We start from the raw sequence: 16,406 nt of genomic DNA, 5'->3' as shown, positions 1-16,406 counted from the left end.
ACGCGGAAGCAATTTTAAGTTTTGCTGATAAACTAGCCGAATGACGAAGCCCCCTCGCCCACCCCGATCAAAGCCGCTGCTGCGTGACGAAACGATTGCGATGCAGAGCGGCCGCATCAGCAGCCGTGATCCTGCGCAGCCAAAACTGCCATTCGATCCGATGCCCGATCGCGTTGAGCCCGCGCTTGCCCTGTTGACCGAGAGCCCGCCAGTCACCGGCGATTGGGGATGGGAGATAAAGTGGGACGGATACCGTCTGCACGTCCACATCGAAGGCGGTCGCGTGAGAGTTCTCACCAGAGGCGGCTTCGATTGGACAAGCAGGTTCCCGGCCATTGCCGAGGCTGCTCGGGCCTTGGGACCGGCGTCGATGATCCTGGATGGCGAAGCTGTCGTTCTCGATGAGCAAGGCAAACCGGACTTCAACCTGCTGCAGAAATCGCTCGGAGCATCCGGACAAAAGATCGGAAACCGGGCCTCGCCTGCCCTCTTCTATGCGTTCGATCTTCTTTACCTCGACGGCCATGACATGCGCCAGGTCGAGTATCGTGCCCGGCGGCATCTGCTTGAGGAGGCGCTTCGTGGTCACGACGGCGCAATCCTGCTTTCCGAAGAGGTGGACGCCGACCCGGCGCAATTGCTTGCTCACGCCTGCAGCCTGGGCCTGGAAGGCATCGTCGGAAAGCGTCAGGGCAGCCCCTATCGATCCGGGCGTACCGGCGACTGGATCAAGCTGAAGTGCATCCAGAGTCACGCGTTCATCGTGGTCGGCTATGAACCGTCCACCGCATCTCGGGCTGGTTTCGGCTCCCTGCTGCTTGCCGCCTACAGGAACGAGGACCTGGTCTGTGTTGGCAGTGTCGGCACTGGTTTTAAGGAGCGCGATGCGATGCAGCTGCGCAAGAAAATGGACAAGCTGCCCTGGAGAGGGAAGCAGCCGCCAGTCACCTATTCAGACAAACGCAATCTCGTTTGGCTCCAGCCGACGCTCATAGCAGAGATCGAATACCGAGCGTGGACGGCAGACGAGAAGCTCCGGCATCCCTCCTACAAGGGCCTGCGCGAGTTCCAGGATAATGCAGCCGTCTACCGTTTCGATAGACAAGAGTAGCAGCGGCCCGTTCAGTTGCGCGCGGTTTCCACTCCTTGAAGAATTCAGCCGCAGCCGAGCGCCGCAACTGAATTTCGTGGCGCCGTGCGGGATCATACTCGGGGGCTACGCACTCTTGTTGGCTCAAGCCTTTTTCATCGCCACTTTCATGATGCGCGACCGGCGCCACAGATGCGTGAGCATCACCGCCTGAACCACCGCAGCGGTCGAAGGCAAAGAGCACGGAACAAACTCGAAGCGGGATCAACCATCGACCTGCCCGCCGAACGGGAACGAAAAGACTGCGGCGGGTTCTTTCATGGCGCGCCCCGGACCGATCGACATGTCGCACGGGATACGTCGCGATGTTACTTTCACTGGCTCCCGCAGATACGCAGTCACGAAATTTCTCTGTATTCGTTGATGCACCTTCAACTTGGTCAAAACGCTCTACTTGGTGTCCGATTTCGCTCGCTGAAGGACTGGCTGCAGGCGACCCAATGCGGCCGACAACGCCTGCCTAGCTTCCGGAAAGGGTCCAAGCTCTCCCTCGCGGCCCAAATCCGCGAGCCGCTGTGCCGCAATTCCTACTTGGCCGGCGCCGATAACCTCCGCTGAGCCTTTCAAGGTATGGGCCGCGCGCCGCAACTCCTTGGTATCGCCGCTGGCATGCGCGGCGTCGATTGTGGCCATCAGTTGCGGGTATTCGGCAAGGAACATCGCCACTAACTCGCGCAAAAGCGCCTCGTCGCCATCAAGATTGCGCAGCGCGCCATTCCAGTCCAGCGGAGGCTCGTCTGCAGCCAGGGCTTCCACTGGGCTTGCAGTTGCCGGTCCAGCGGCGAGCGATACCATGTCCGGCTCGTACTGTTCGACGACGCCAAACAGTTCGGTGGCGCGGAACGGCTTCGTCACAAAACCATCCATGCCTGCCGCCAGACAGCGTTCGCGATCGGCCGGCGAAGCACTCGCGGTCAGCGCGATGATCGGCACGCGGGCGCACGCGGATCGGGGGAGCGCGCGGATTTCTGCAGTCGCGGCAAGCCCGTCCAGTATAGGCATGTGGACGTCCATCAACACCAGATCGTAGTGACCATGTTGGACGGCTTCGACTGCCTCCCGGCCGTTCCCGACGGCTTCGACCCGGTGGCCACGCTTCGTGAGAAGATCTACCGCGACCTGCCGGTTGACCGCACCATCCTCGGCAAGCAGGACACTTAGTCCGACCACTGCTTTCGATAGCACCGGCCCTGCGGCTCTATCACCCTCGTCTTCCCTCATCGAGACGCCTAGCGCGTTGGTAATAGCGTTCAGGAGTTCGGATTGTTTGACCGGCTTCACCAGGAGCCTCGAAATACTGAGCTTGCGCAGCAGTGCCTCGTCACTCGCCCGACCGGCGGACGACATCATCACGATCCGCATCTCCTTTAGGCCTGCTCGTTGTCGGAGGCACGCGGCAAGGTCGAACCCGCTTATCCCGGGCATCATCACGTCAAGAATCGCGAGGTCCGGCAATGCACCAGCTTGATCGAGTGCATGGAGCGCCGCCACACCGTCCGGCGATACTATCGGGGTCATGCCCCAGTTGACGACAATTTCCTCCAAAATCTGTCGATTGGTGGCGTTGTCGTCGACCACCAGTACGCGCCGGCCACGCAACTGCGCCTCGCGCGCGGGGCGTGTGACTTCTGGTTCCGGCGCAAGTCCGAAATCGGCGGCGAAAGTAAACACGCTGCCAGAGCCCGGCGAGCTATCGAGCTCCATCCGCCCGCCCATCCTTTCGGCCAGTTGCGCAGCGATCGCCAGGCCTAGCCCGGTCCCGCCATATTGCCGCGTCGTCGAGGTATCGGCTTGAGCGAAAGCCTCGAAAATCCGCTCCTGTTGCGCCTTCTTGATACCGATACCCGTATCGCGCACCTGGAACAGAAGGCGCACGGCGGTACTATTCTGCTGATCCAGTGTCACATCTACCACCACCTCCCCGATCTCCGTGAACTTGATGGCATTGCCGACCAGATTGACGATGATCTGCCGCAGGCGTGTCGGGTCTCCAACCAGGTGGTCCGGCACCTCGGGAGAAATGTGGCAGGCAAGTTCAAGATCTTTGTCGGCCGCGCGTTTGGCAAGGGTCTGCAGCGTGTCGCCCAGTGTATCACGCAGCACGAATGGGATTGCCTCGAGCTCAAGTCGACCGGCCTCGATCTTGGAGAAGTCGAGGATGTCGTTGATGAGATCCATGAGCGTGTCGGCGGAATGGAGGATGATCGAAACATATCTGCGCTGCTGTTCGGAAAGCTCGGTTCCTGCGAGCAGTTCCGCCATGCCGATCACGCCATTCATCGGCGTGCGTATCTCATGGCTCATGTTCGCAAGGAACTCGCTCTTGGCTTTGCTAGCCTGCTCGGCCACGTCACGGGCGCGCTCAAGGTCCTCTCGTGACTTGTGCAGTTGTTCCGTGCGCTGCTGCAACTTGGCAGTACGCTTGGCCACGAGCTCTTCCAAGCGGTCCCGGTGTTCTTCAAGCTCGGTGATATCGGAATAGACACAAACCGTTCCGCCGTCGCCGGTCTTGTGTTCACTGACGCGAAGGGTGACTCCATCCCGGAGCACCAGCTTGAAGGGCCCGCTGGGGTTGCTATGACGCGCCATTCGCCGCGCAACCCATTCCTCGACAGTGACGCCTTCTCGATCTACATCCCCACTCTCCGCAAAAGCGCGGGCCCGCTCTTCAAACTGCGGACCTGGCTTGTCTAGGATAGGCTCCTTAGGAAGTGCCGCACCGCCGGTGAACATGTCCCGGTATCTCGTGTTGTAGACTACAAGCCGATCGTCGGCGTCGTAGAGCGCAAAGCCTTCCAGCGCTGATTCTATTGCGTCCAAAAGCTGTCTGCGAGCGGCTCTTGCGCGGGTGACGGCCGCTTCAGTCGCGGCAATCTGTTCCTCCAGATGCGCGCGCTGTTCCTCCTGTTCGGTAACGTCGGTGTAAGCGCCGACGAGGCCGCCATCGCGGGTCCGGCCCTCGCTAATTCGAATCCACGTCCCGCTATTGAGCCTCAGCGTGAACGGCTGGCCAGGGTTGCGGTGGCGCTTCAAGCGCTGTGCAATCCACGCCTCCGGAGGGACTTCGCCAAATGGTATCAATCCGTTCTCTGCGGAGGCGTGGATCAGGTCCTCAAAACTCATTCCGATCCTAGCGCTCGGGGCGAACAATTCTTGAAAGCGAGAATTGAAGGCGACCATGCGGTCATCGGCGTCATAGAGAACGAACCCTTCCAAAGCTGACTCGATTCCGTCCAGGAGCCTGTCGCGCGCTGCTTCGGCCTCGGCCTGCGCCACACGAGCGCACTCGAGTTGCGCTGCGAGCGCGCGGGCGGTGCTCGAATGCTCGTTGGAATCGGCATCTTTGGTTCTGGTCATCTTCAATCCCTCCTCGTCGGGACGGGATTCTATTTACGCTTATGGGAACAGGCCGCGCAGCAACTTGGCCTCGGTGACGCGAGCGATGCCCTCGATCAAGGCAGCGGTGCGAAGGTCCAATCTGTCACCCTCCGCGCGTCGCCGCGTGCGAGCGAACGCATCCAATAGTATCGCCCTGAGCCGGTGATTGATTTCATCGAGCGTCCAGGTCAGGTTCTGCAGGCCCTGCACCCACTCGAAGTAGGATACCGTTACTCCGCCGGCATTGCCGAGGATGTCGGGGATGACGTGCACGCCACGTTCGTTGAGGATCTCATCGGCTTCCAACGTGGTGGGGCCGTTGGCGCCCTCAGCCAGCAGCCGACACTTAATCCGTTCAGCGTTTTCCGCGGTTACCTGATTTTGCAGCGCAGCCAGGACCAGGACATCGCATTCCAATTCCAGAAGTTCTGCGTTGGAGATTGGCTCAGCGTCGGGAAATCCCGTCAGCACCCGGTGGGTGGCCACGTATTCCACGAGCGCGTCAACGGAAAGGCCGCCGGGATTGTAAAGCCCGGTTGATACGTCGCTGACAGCGATGATCTTGACGCCCGCCTCGGCCAGAAAACGCGCCGCGAAGCTACCGACATTGCCGAACCCCTGGATCACGGCAGTCGATTTGGCCAGGTCCAGTCCGATCATTTCGGCCGCGGCCTCCACGACATAGACCAGCCCACGCCCGGTCGCTTCCTTGCGTCCAAGGGAGCCGCCGAGCACGACAGGCTTACCGGTCACCACCGCGGGCACGGCATGTCCCACCTGCTGGCTGTACGTGTCCATGATCCAGGCCATGACCTGCTCATCGGTCCCCATGTCGGGTGCCGGAATGTCCTTGTCAGGCCCGATGATGTCGACGATCTCGGCGGTATAGCGTCGGGTCAGCCGTTGCAACTCGCTTTTTGAAAGCACGGTGGGATCGACGCGCACACCGCCTTTAGCACCGCCAAAAGGCAATCGCATCAGGGCACATTTCCAGGTCATCAAGCTCGCCAGCGCCGCCACATCACCAAGATCGACATCTTCGTGATAACGAATTCCACCCTTGGTTGGCCCCATGGTCAGGACATGCTGCACCCGGTAGCCGAAGACGGTCTCGACTTGCGCGCGGTCGTCGCGGAAGAACGGGAACGACACGACCTGGGTGCGCTGCGGGAATAGCAGCCGTTGGCGGATGTTGTCGTCCAGATTCATGATCTGGGCGGCCTTCAGAAACTGCTGCTGGGCAAGGCGGAACATCGGCGAGTTCCATTCGCCACCGTGGGCGCGTGCTCGTGACAGCGTGTATCGGATGGCCCGATCAAGTGCGATGCTCGTGAGCCGCGTTTTTAACAGAAAGTCGCTGGCACCGGCCTCGACGGCGCGCGCCGCCAACTTCACATCGTCCAGACCGGTCAGGATCACCACCGGAACATTCGGGGCAGTCGAGCGAACTCTGAATAGCGTTTCCAGTTCCTGACTGTCCGGCAGGATTAGATCGAGCAGCACCAGATCTATGGCGCCCCGCTCAAGATGTCCGAGCCCATCGCTCAAGCGGTCCACTGCGATCACGCTACAGCGTGACTGCATTTCGGCGTCGAGGAGCCGCTGGATTAACGTTGCGTGGAGCGGGTTATCCTCAACAAGCAATATGCGCACTGATTGATCGCTCATGCTTTGCCCCCCGAGAGTGGCCGAGCGGAGAGTATATCAGGTTTTATGGCGCCGGCTGAGGTTCGAAGGGGGGGCTTAGCCCAAATGGGGTGGACGAGTGCGTCCTTTCCCCTTCGAAGACGCTCGGCGGACATTCCGTGCCCGGGGGCTTTTGGCCGTTCGCCCTGAAAGGAAGCGCACGTGCGGTAATGCTTGATGAATGTGAGGGCAATCTCCAGATACTCAACGCGATCCGACAACTCGGCGTGAAAATTGCAATCGACGACTTCGGCACAGGCTATTCTTCTCTCGGGTATCTGAGAACGTTTCCCTTTGACAAAATCAAAGTCGATCGCAGCTTCGTTGCAGATCTTCCAGGCAGCAAGGAGAGCCTGGCCATTGTCAGAGCTGTCGCAGCAATTGGCAGCTCCCTGGGGATCATCACAACGGTGGAAGGTGTAGAGCACCAGAACCAACTCAACCTGATCAAGGCCGAAGGTTTCGATGAGGCTCAGGGATACCTGATTGCTCGCCCCCTCCCCGCTCAGAACGCTCGAGAGCTCGTTCAGCTCAAAGGGCACGAGACGGCTCGGGCAGGCCAAATGCGCTAACAGCAGGGCCGATCGACGACCCGTCATTTAATTCCACTCGATGCATTATGCGATCATTTTGGTCCCGACGGTGAACAAAAGGCGCCGGACCAACCTTCTGTATCGAAGGTGTGTCCATCTATCGGTTACTGGCTCTTAAAGGCCCGACGCAAGCTTTTGTCGCCAGTGTCTGGGACCCGAGGCATGGACATTCTCGCCATCGGATGCGACGGCCACGGTGACCGGCATATCCCTAACGTCGAACTCATAGATGGCCTCCATTCCGAGGTCTTCGAACGCGACCACACGACTTGAGCGGATGGCTTTCGAAACAAGGTAGGCGGCTCCGCCCACCGCCATGAGATAGGCTCTGCGATGCGCCTTAATCGACGCCACGGTTGCCTCCCCGCGCTCCGCCTTTCCTACCATTCCCAGCAGACCGAGGCCGAGCATCATGTCCGTGTACTTGTCCATCCGAGTGGCCGTCGTCGGGCCTGCAGGGCCGACTGGTTCGTCGCCGACGGGGTCCACAGGACCGACATAGTAGATGACCCGATCCTTGAAGCTTACAGGCAATTGTTCGCCTCGCCCCAGCAAATCCTGGATTCGCTTGTGTGCGGCATCTCGGCCCGTGAGCATCTTTCCCGACAAGAGCAGTCGGTCCCCTGCCTTCCATGTTTCGACCTCCCGGTCGGTCAAGCGGTCGAGATCGACGCGCCGCGCATGTTTGTCGGGGCCCCAGGAGACGTCGGGCCAAGAGGACAAATTGGGTGTCGGGAGGAACGACGGCCCACTGCCATCAAGAGTAAAATGGGCGTGGCGCGTGGCAGCGCAATTGGGAACAATAGCGATAGGCTTCGACGCAGCATGGGTTGGCCAGTCGAGAATTTTCACGTCCAACACAGTCGTCAGACCACCAAGCCCTTGTGCGCCTATACCGAGCGCGTTGACCTTTTCGTGGAGTTCGATCCTAAGTCGCTCCAGGTCACTTTCGGGGCCGCGAGCTTTCAGTTGCGCCATGTCGATCGGAGCCATGAGGGACTCCTTCGCCATGACCATCGCTTTTTCCGCGGTTCCACCAATGCCAATTCCGAGCATCCCCGGAGGACACCATCCCGCGCCCATCGTTGGAACGGTCTCAAGCACCCAGTCGACTATGGAATCCGAAGGATTCAACATCTTGAACTTGGTCTTGTTCTCGGAGCCACCGCCCTTTGCCGCTACCGTCACCTCCACAGAGTCTCCCGGCACCAACTCGACATGGACCACACTCGGCGTGTTGTCTCGCGTGTTTCTGCGCGAAAACGCCGGATCGCTGACGATCGAAGCTCTCAGCGGATTTGACGGATGTGCGTATGCCCGACGGACCCCTTCGTCGATAACGGACTGAAGGCTGCTGTTCGACGCCAACGTGCATCCCTGCCCCCATTTCACGAAGACAGTCACAATTCCCGTATCCTGGCAGATCGGGCGGTGACCGATTGCCGACATTCGACTGTTGGTCAGTATCTGTGCGATTGCGTCCTTCGCGGCCGGGGACTCTTCCTTTTCGTACGCCTCTCCCAGCGCCTGAACATAGTCCTCCGGATGGTAATAGCTTATGTGCTGCAGCGCGTCGCTCACGCTCTCGATGAGGTCGGATTCGGCGATAACAGGCATGGGACCCTCCAGGGCGACGAAGATGCCGCGGCGTCGAAGGGTATGTCATAATAACGCTTATCTTTAAATACATTTAGATAAGAAATTGTGATTATATGTGCGAAGGACCATTCAACGCCCGCTGCGGTTGACGAGCGTCGGGACCGCGAGGCTACCTTGTGCGGAGTCACATAAAATGATCAATGGGGCTTGTGAATGCGGAGGGCGCAAAGCGGTTGCTTGCGTTCAACGTATATGAAGCCCGAGAGCGATTACAAAAGTATGTCTGACGCCTTTGAGAAAATAACGCTCCGCCAGCTGCAGATTTTTCTCGCGGTAGTCGAACACCGCAGTTTCGTAGCCGCCGCGACGCAGCTGAACCTCACGCCGCCGGCTGTCTCCATGCAGATGAGCCGCCTTTCCGAGTTCCTCGATGCGCCACTCTTTGACCGCGATGGTCGGTCCATCCAACTGACTGCGGCGGCGACCGCGCTGGTTCCTTACGCGGAGCGTATGACACAGGCTTTGCACGAGGCGTGCAATGTCATCGACGGCCTGCAGGGCAAGCTGGATCACCTTGTTCGGGTAGCGATGGTCACAACCTCGCGAAACTTCGGCCCACATCTCCTTCGGCAGTTCAGCCGCACGCACCCCGACATCCAGATCGAAACCACGATCGCGAACCGGGAAACCGTTATTGAGTTGCTGCAAGAAGGAAGCGTCGATTTGGCGTTGATGGGACGCCCGCCTCAATCGATCGACGTTGATGCGGTACCGTTTGCATCCCATCCTTACGTTCTTATCGCTCACCCCGAGCATCCGTTAGCCGGGAAGAAGCACGTCTCGAGGCACGAGTTGGCAACCTTCAAGTTCCTCGCGCGCGAGCCAGGGTCCGGAACGAGGATGATCCATGACTACTACTTTACCAGTCACTCGGTATCGCTCCCGCCCCTCTACCTCGTGATGGACAGCAACGAGAACATCAAGCAGGCGGTGATGGCTGACATGGGGTTGGCCTTCATCTCCGCCCATACGATCGCCCTCGAATGTCAGGCGCAGAAACTTCGAATTCTGCCGGCTGAGGACATGCCCGCGATGCGGGAGTGGTTCACGGTCAATCTCAAGGGCAAGCCCCTGCGTTCTGGAGCCGAGGCTTTCAGAGGCTTCGTCGTCAACGAAGGCCCGGCTTTCATGCGTGATTTCTTCGGAAACCTTCCAAAAGAGCTTTTGCGCGCATGACAACGGGAAGATCGATCATCGATCCGTCCACGGCGACCGCCCCTCTCCCCAGTCTCGTAGCTTCTTCGAAGGCGGCTACGATGCGCCTGGCGTGGGCCAGCTCTGGTTCGGTGGGGCGGTATACGTCGTTGACCGCGGCAACTTGGGCCGGGTGGACGCAAAGCACGCCGTTAAACCCCATCTCCTTTGCCTGAAGGACGGAGTGCCGGAACTCTTCGGCGTTAGCTATGTTCGCGATGCTGCCCGGCAGGCCGTACGCAGGCACATGATGGGACCGGCTGCCGAAAATGAGCTGCTGGCTGGGTCCAAACAAGTTTTGAAAGGTCGGCTCGAACCCGCAAGCGGCACTGAAGTCCTCGGTGCCCAATGCCAGGCCGACGACGCGCGGCGAGACCGAGGCGATTTGGCTCGCGACAGCGAGAGCTCCGGGCGTTTCGATAATAGGAAGTAGGCCTACGACGCCGTGTCCGAGGCTTGCAGAAACCTCTGTCTCGCCAATGAACTCGTCGATGAGCGCAACGTGTTCGGGCCCGTTCACCTTTGGCAACATTACTGCGTCTATGCCGGCAAACACAGCCGCTTCTATGTCAGCAACGCAGTTCGCGAGACCGCGGTTCACGCGAACGAGGACGGCAAGCCCGTGCTCCTTCAGGCGAGCTGCGGCCGAGCGCAGGGATGACCTCGCCAGATCCTTGGCTGCAGGAGGAACGCTGTCCTCAAGATCGAGGATGATGGCCTCGGCACCACGCAAATGAGCCTTCGCGACGAAGCGCTCCTCGTGCGCGGGTATGAACAGCATTGATCGCCATCTGGGGATGTCACGTGTTCTATGCATCTTGAGGCATCCGCGCGAACTCGCTCCGAATGGCTGCCGTATGTTCCCCCACCCTTGGAATTCGTCCGAGGGGCGCGCTCGGATCCTCGTAGGAATACTGGATCGGGGACCCCGCGAGTTCGGCACGCTCACCGCTCTCCAGGGTCACCGTGCGTCGACGCAATTGCGGGTGTTTCGAGAAGGTCTCGACGGAATTCACTCCGCCATATGCAATGCCGGCATCACGGAGCCTGGCTTCCAGTTCTGAGCGGGTGGATTTGGCAAAGACTTCAGCAACGAGTGCGTCGAGTTCCTGACGGTTCTGAACGCGGCAGGCTGCATCCTTGAACCGCGCGTCCGTCGCGATCGCTCCGTCACCCAACACCACTGCGCACAAGCGCGCCCATTCCCGCTCGTTCTGGATCGAGATGGCAAGGACGTGATCGTCTGAGGTGTTAAAGCCACCGTAGGGTGCGATCGAAGGGTGCTTGAGCCCGACTGGCTCAGGAGCCTTGCCTGCGTAGACCGTGTGCATAAGCGGAACCGTCATCCAATCGGCCGCCGTGTCGAACAGCGAAACCTTTACCCCGCTGCCGTTGCCTGTTCTTGATCGAAGATACAGAGCCTGCTGGATGCCGATGACCGCATTCATGCTCGCCCCGATATCGCATACCGAGACTCCGATCCTTCCTGGAGCGCCGGGCGCTCCATTGACCGCCACGAGGCCGCTTTCGCATTGAACAAGGAAGTCGTACGCCTTCATGTCGCGATAGGAACCCGTCTCGCCATATCCGCTGATGTCGCAGGTGATCAGGCGAGGATAGCGTCGCCGCAGCTCGGCACTGTCAAACCCGGCGCGGGCGCTCGCTCCCGGTGCCAGGTTCTGGATGAAGATATCCGCGCGAGAAAGCAGTTCGTGCAACAGCTCGGCATCCGCCTTGTCCTTGATGTCGAGGCAGAGCGACTCCTTGCCGTGGTTCGCCCAGACGAAATAGGACGATTCCCCTTTCACCGCCTTGTCGTACTTGCGTGCGAAGTCGCCCTCCGGGCGTTCGATCTTGATGACCCTAGCGCCGCCTTCCGCGAAGTGGCAGGAGCACAGGGGTGCAGCCACTGCCTGCTCGATCGAGACGACAAGAAGGCCTGAATAGGGCGTGGGGTGAACGACGTCGTGCATATCGATGGTCATTGTGCCACTCCCGCAGTCGCGTGCTTGGCTTGGAGGATGGTCTGGTTGCGGCGCATCTCGTTAGCGACGATCGTCAACCCCTCATCGAAGCCCATGCCGGGCTTGATCAACACGCGCTGGGGCCGGGTTGCCTGGGCGATGTGGAGGCAAGCGCGTGCGGAAACATCCGTCTCGTTGCAGGTGCCGCCAAGGTAAGCTTCGACCCCGTGAGAATGGCAGTAGAGAACCGCTTCGATGGCGTTGTGGATGCTGCCGAGATCGGGAGTCTTGATCTGCACCATGTCGCAGCATTGGGCATCGACGAAATCGGCGATGTCCTGATAGGTATTGCACCACTCGTCGGCGACGATCCGAACTTCGCTGCCGATGTCGCGTAGCTGGCGTTTGATCGCGCCGAGCAGCGCGATCTGATCCTGCTTGTTGCCGACGTCGACAGGCCCCTCGATGTAAAGCGGGAACTGGCCGGCGCGTTCTTCCAGTTCTCGCAGGTAGCGCGCGATCGCGACGGGATCATTCTGGAAGATCAGCCCGATGGTCCCGTACACGTCGATGTGGATCGTGGGCTGATAAGCAGCACTGCCGCGAAGCTTCTTGATCCGTTGTGTCAGCCAGGTGACGTACTCCTGGAGCCGGCCGCCGTTTTCGCCAAGCTTGGTCGAGACATTGTTGATCAGGCCGTGCGGAAGGGCATCGACGCGCTTCATGATCATTTTGTCGACCGCGTTGTAGCGATCATCGCCACTCTGGCCGAAGAGCTTCAACGGCGAAGCATCGATCGGCAATCCGTACTCATCGCAGACGACTTCGACCTTCAGTCGGTTGGTCGCTTTCGCGGTCGCATCCAGCAACGCCTGCGACAGGCCGTAGCGGATCGCCGTGTGAATCTGCCGGCCATCTTCCGTAAGCTCATCGATCAAGCGTGCGTTTTCCGCGAACTTCGTGACGTCGCGACCTATCAGGAGCGGGCGCAGGACAGAGCGCATCCAGGGAATGTAACGGTCCGCGGTAAACAACGGATCACGACCGCCAGCACCTGAATACTGCACCGCCGCGCAATCACCTTCCGCCCACTGACCGTTCTCGAGTTCGATGAGGACGGAGATCGCTTCACCCGACTGCCGGATCGCGTCGAACCCCGGCGTGGTCGCTGAGCCCACATAGATGAAACCGTCCATGCCCGCGCCGCTTTTGATCGCCGCCTGATCGTCGAAGTAGAACGAGGAAACGCCGGCACTGAACTCAACATTCGTGATTTTCATTTTTGTCCTCTTGGTCGGAACGCTTACAGCGACGGCGCGACGGTCTTGGGTCGACCGACCAGCTTGCTTGCGGAGATTGCACGGACGTCGTCGACGACCATCGTGAAGGACGCGGGTCGGCCTTCAGCGGCCGCACGCTCTGAGATCTTGTCTCTGTGCAGGGCAACGACGTCGTCGGGCAGCGGGATGTTCCCGCGGTCGAAGACGCGGATCGCACCGTTGTTGTCTCTGACGGGTGTCATGAGGCCCGCGTTGACGCTTGCCGGCGCGAACGGAATGTCGATGACGCCCGCCTCGAACGCCAGGACAGCACCTTTCGCCAGATTCCCCTGTCCCAGCAGGATCACCCGGTCCATCACGGCATGAACCTCGCGCTCGATGAGCGCCATTTCCTGGTCGATCTCCTCGGTCGCCAGAAACCCTTGGTCGCCGATCATATTGATCATCTGCTCGGTGGCCTGGAGGCCTGCGCGGTTGGCTTCCATGGTTGGAACACCGCTCGCCTCGTGTGGGGTTTTGACGATGATCTTGGTGGCACCGCCGAACTTCGCGGCTGCCGCCCCCAGTGCGATCACAGAATAGGCTTTGGCCTCGTCCTGCGGAAAGCCGCCCATCCACTGATGGAAGACGGTCGACAGCGCGAAATCCTCGAAGCCGAACATCGAAAAATAATGGTTCGCGAGCTTCCTGAGGGAGCGCATGGCGGCGATGTCCTGGGCGAGGTTCCCCGCCTGACCATAGCCCAGCGTGATGCATTTGACGCCCTGCTGCAGCGCCAGCAGACCCTCCAGGATCGCAACGGTATGCGAGACGAACGGCGGGACGAGCGTCCCGGTCAGTGGCCCGAAGGGTTCACGGTTGATCCTCACGCCTTCTTCTTCGTAGAGGCCAACCAACCGATCACAATATTGCCAATGCCGAATGGATCGCGCGAGCGGCACGTTCTTCGAATACGGAACGTTGTAGGAAATTCCACCGCCCTCGTAGCTCGAGAAACCCGCTGCCAGGGTGATTTCGGCCATGAGCCGGGCGTCGGGGGTGCCATGGCGAACCTGAATAGGCTTCGTGACACTGTCGACGAGCCGCTCGCATCCGCCGACCCCATGGTTGACCGGTGGGAAGCCGTTCAACAGGGATTTGCCTGCGGCCCGCGACCGCTCAATGCCCTTTTCGGCCTCTTCGTATCGGTTGTGACGGGTATAGGCGTCGACAGTGGTGGGAAGGACGTCACAGTAGGGTGTGAGATCGTTCAAGAGTTGGACGTGCTCGCGAAGCAACGCGACCCCGGCGCGCGGTTGAAGCAGGGTCCGGTGTTCCTTCGAGGCTTGAGCGAGCGCGACTGAAAACTTCTTGGAATCTGGCATTTCCCTATGGCGCGCGAGACCACGGGAAAAGTCGACGTCCCTCCCTGTGTGCCAGGTAATCAGGACGGCATCCCGGTCTCGGGCATACTGCGACCGGTCGAGTTTCTTGTCGGACAGTTCGAACGTAGACGTGTCACTCATTGCGCTAGCAAAACCTTCGTAGTTAGCGGTGGTTTCGACGGTTGGTTGGGTGTCAGGAGGTTGACCGCCGCCCTCGCCGCAGCGCCTGGAAATCCACGCGAGACATTGGCGAGAAGCGGCAAAATGTTCATGGGATCGCGCAGATACCGCTCGCACCTCGGGGAAAGGACCCGCTTGCCGTGCCTGTCGACGCCGATTTGGGAGAGCCAAATGGCGGGCGAGAATTCTCTGGTATGGGAGAGATAGCCACCGGTACCGATGATGGTTCTCACGGAGGAAAGGTCGCGCCCGGTCTGCACCGTTACGACACCGTCGGCCGTTGCCACCTCATGGGCGCGACCAACATGACGCATGACGGAAGTTGCCACGTTGATCCCGGCAAGCAACTCGTCGAAATGCTGCTCCTCCACAGAGCCCGCAAGATGCTCTGGTGCAGCTTTTACTTTGGCCGCATAGGACGCCAGGTCCGAAATCGCGCATTCGACAGAACCCAGCGCTTCACGGGCCGCCTCTGCGGCCGTGATTGCCGACACGCGCATTCCGAGGTCACCCTCCACAGACCGCTTCAGTCTCGGCTCCGGCAATCCGCGATGGACGGTGCCTGGCGTCGGGGCCTGATTGTGGACCGAATAGACGTCGGTCGTCGCGCCGCCCATGTCGACGAGCAGGAATTCTCCGAGCTCCGGCGCATGGGCAGCCAACGATTGGCAGAACTCGTAGAGTGCGTAGGGCGTGGGACAAGGTTCCCGACCGGTGTCCGCGACGATGCGGTCCAGGCCCTTTCCCGATGTAATCCGGGTGAGGAAGATGTCCCTGATGGCTGCCCGGGCAGGCTCAGGGTTCGGGCTGTCCAACGCCGGCAAAACGTTTTCCGTACAAACCAGATGCTTTCCCTGAAGGATACGAGCGACTGCATCCTTCGCGCTCCTGTTGCCCGCAAACACGATCGCCGCAGCCAGATCGGCTCCGGCGATCCGCCCAGCATTCCGCACCGGATAGAAAGAATTGCCGCCGTCCGACCCGCCCGTCAGAAGAATGATGTCCGGAGCAGACAGCATAAGCGACGAAACATCATCATCGCTCAATTCATAAGCAAAAGTTTGCGTTACTTTCGCGCCCGACGAGCAAGCGGTCATCTTGGCCATCTCGCTTGTGAGTTCGGGGACGAGACCGACCGCCGCAACTGCCAGCCCGCCCTTGGCCGACGACGAGTAGAACAGTTCAAACTCGTCATCGTGTCCGACCAGCCCGCCTAGAACACGGCTAAAGCCCTCGGAGAGATCGTGCACCGTCGTCGGATGGCTGGCCCGGTTGAGTAGTGCAAGGGTGCCGTCGGAACTGAGGCTGAAGGCCGCGCCCTTTGTCCAGGTCGAACCGATGTCAATCGAGACGATGGTCATCCCGCAAGCCGAACCTCGAGGAAGTCCGCCTCCGCACGAATGGCGGCCTGCTTGACGATGTCAGCCTTGAGAAGTTTGGCGACCTCTTCGAGATCAACCGACGGCGGAAACACCCGGTCAAAGCCCATGTTCTTGAAGAGCTTTTCGACGTCCTCGAAGTCGACCTTGCCGATGACAAGGTTTCCTCCGACGTAGAGAATGATGTCTTCAAGCCCTCGCTCGACGCAACGCCCACGAAAACCGACACAGTCGATTTCGCCGTGTCCGTAGATCGATGAAACGAGGATCGCGTCGGCGTTCGTCTCAATCGCAGCGTCGATGAATTCGTCCTGGCTCACCATCACGCCAAGATTGATGACGTCTATGCCAAGCGGCTCAAGCACGCTTTTGATGATCTTGTTCCCGACTGCATGGCAGTCCGCACCGATTACTCCCAACACGACCCTGAATTTAGTTTCCAATGCTACCCCCTCTAGGCTGCCATCAGTCGCGACATCTCGTGCGAAGGCTCGCCTTTTCAGGCATCAATGCAATAAAGTCAATATTAATTATCCTTTTGCATCATAAAATAACTTCTACTTACCAATCGGCTTTACC

At 59.8% G+C, this 16,406-nt stretch carries 11 protein-coding genes and 1 pseudogene; 3 read left to right on the top strand and 9 right to left on the bottom strand.

The window, feature by feature from the left end; all coding sequences use genetic code 11:
• The first annotated feature begins 40 nt into the window (after window positions 1-40).
• The gene (ligD, locus tag PWG15_RS35460; protein ID WP_275027557.1) at window positions 41-1,111 is read left to right on the top strand and encodes a non-homologous end-joining DNA ligase; all 1,071 of its coding nucleotides are present in this window, start codon (window positions 41-43) and stop codon (window positions 1,109-1,111) included.
• A 429-nt stretch (window positions 1,112-1,540) separates the two neighbouring features.
• Here the strand turns inward: ligD and PWG15_RS35455 are convergent, their stop codons facing one another.
• Entirely contained in the window at window positions 1,541-4,507 is a 2,967-nt protein-coding gene (locus tag PWG15_RS35455) for a hybrid sensor histidine kinase/response regulator (protein ID WP_275027556.1), read from the bottom strand.
• Window positions 4,508-4,546: 39 nt separating this feature from the next.
• Window positions 4,547-6,196: a Glu/Leu/Phe/Val dehydrogenase dimerization domain-containing protein gene (locus tag PWG15_RS35450; RefSeq protein ID WP_275027555.1), complete on the bottom strand. Its 1,650-nt coding sequence runs from the start codon at window positions 6,194-6,196 to the stop codon at window positions 4,547-4,549.
• A 182-nt stretch (window positions 6,197-6,378) separates the two neighbouring features.
• Here PWG15_RS35450 and PWG15_RS35445 point away from each other — a divergent pair.
• Window positions 6,379-6,786: pseudogene (locus PWG15_RS35445) on the top strand (EAL domain-containing protein); the annotation flags it as partial.
• A 135-nt stretch (window positions 6,787-6,921) separates the two neighbouring features.
• Here the strand turns inward: PWG15_RS35445 and PWG15_RS35440 are convergent.
• Window positions 6,922-8,424 (bottom strand): fumarate hydratase, encoded by a 1,503-nt coding sequence (locus PWG15_RS35440; protein WP_275027554.1) that lies wholly within the window; start codon window positions 8,422-8,424, stop codon window positions 6,922-6,924.
• A gap of 261 nt (window positions 8,425-8,685) precedes the next feature.
• Between PWG15_RS35440 and PWG15_RS35435 the strand changes: the two genes are divergently transcribed.
• On the top strand, window positions 8,686-9,642 hold the full coding sequence (locus PWG15_RS35435) for a LysR family transcriptional regulator (RefSeq protein WP_275027553.1): 957 nt from the start codon (window positions 8,686-8,688) through the stop codon (window positions 9,640-9,642).
• Here the strand turns inward: PWG15_RS35435 and PWG15_RS35430 are convergent.
• Genes PWG15_RS35430 through glmS form a run of 6 tightly spaced genes read right to left on the bottom strand, consistent with a single transcriptional unit; the run spans window position 9,593 to window position 16,270 of the window.
• Complete coding sequence (locus tag PWG15_RS35430; protein WP_275027552.1) at window positions 9,593-10,441, bottom strand: HpcH/HpaI aldolase/citrate lyase family protein; 849 nt, start codon at window positions 10,439-10,441, stop codon at window positions 9,593-9,595. The genes PWG15_RS35435 and PWG15_RS35430 overlap by 50 nt on opposite strands.
• Window positions 10,442-10,469: 28 nt before the next feature.
• Window positions 10,470-11,645, bottom strand: a complete 1,176-nt coding sequence (locus PWG15_RS35425; protein WP_275027551.1) for a CaiB/BaiF CoA transferase family protein — start codon at window positions 11,643-11,645, stop codon at window positions 10,470-10,472.
• Entirely contained in the window at window positions 11,642-12,904 is a 1,263-nt protein-coding gene (locus PWG15_RS35420) for a methylaspartate ammonia-lyase (protein ID WP_275027550.1), read from the bottom strand. The genes PWG15_RS35425 and PWG15_RS35420 overlap by 4 nt, the downstream gene beginning before the upstream one ends.
• A gap of 23 nt (window positions 12,905-12,927) precedes the next feature.
• Window positions 12,928-14,409 carry a methylaspartate mutase subunit E gene (locus PWG15_RS35415; protein ID WP_275027549.1) on the bottom strand — a complete coding sequence of 494 codons (1,482 nt, stop codon included), beginning with the start codon at window positions 14,407-14,409 and terminating at the stop codon, window positions 12,928-12,930.
• Window positions 14,406-15,809, bottom strand: coding sequence for a glutamate mutase L (locus tag PWG15_RS35410; RefSeq protein ID WP_275027548.1), 1,404 nt, complete (start codon window positions 15,807-15,809; stop codon window positions 14,406-14,408). Before PWG15_RS35410 ends, PWG15_RS35415 begins: the two co-directional genes overlap by 4 nt.
• Entirely contained in the window at window positions 15,806-16,270 is a 465-nt protein-coding gene (glmS, locus tag PWG15_RS35405) for a methylaspartate mutase subunit S (protein ID WP_275027547.1), read from the bottom strand. Before glmS ends, PWG15_RS35410 begins: the two co-directional genes overlap by 4 nt.
• Window positions 16,271-16,406: the final 136 nt, after the last annotated feature.

Origin of the sequence: Ensifer adhaerens (genome assembly GCF_028993555.1) — a bacterium.
Lineage (GTDB): Bacteria > Pseudomonadota > Alphaproteobacteria > Rhizobiales > Rhizobiaceae > Ensifer > Ensifer adhaerens_I.
Note: the sequence above shows the minus strand (reverse complement) of the source record. Positions and strands in the feature narration are given on the sequence as shown.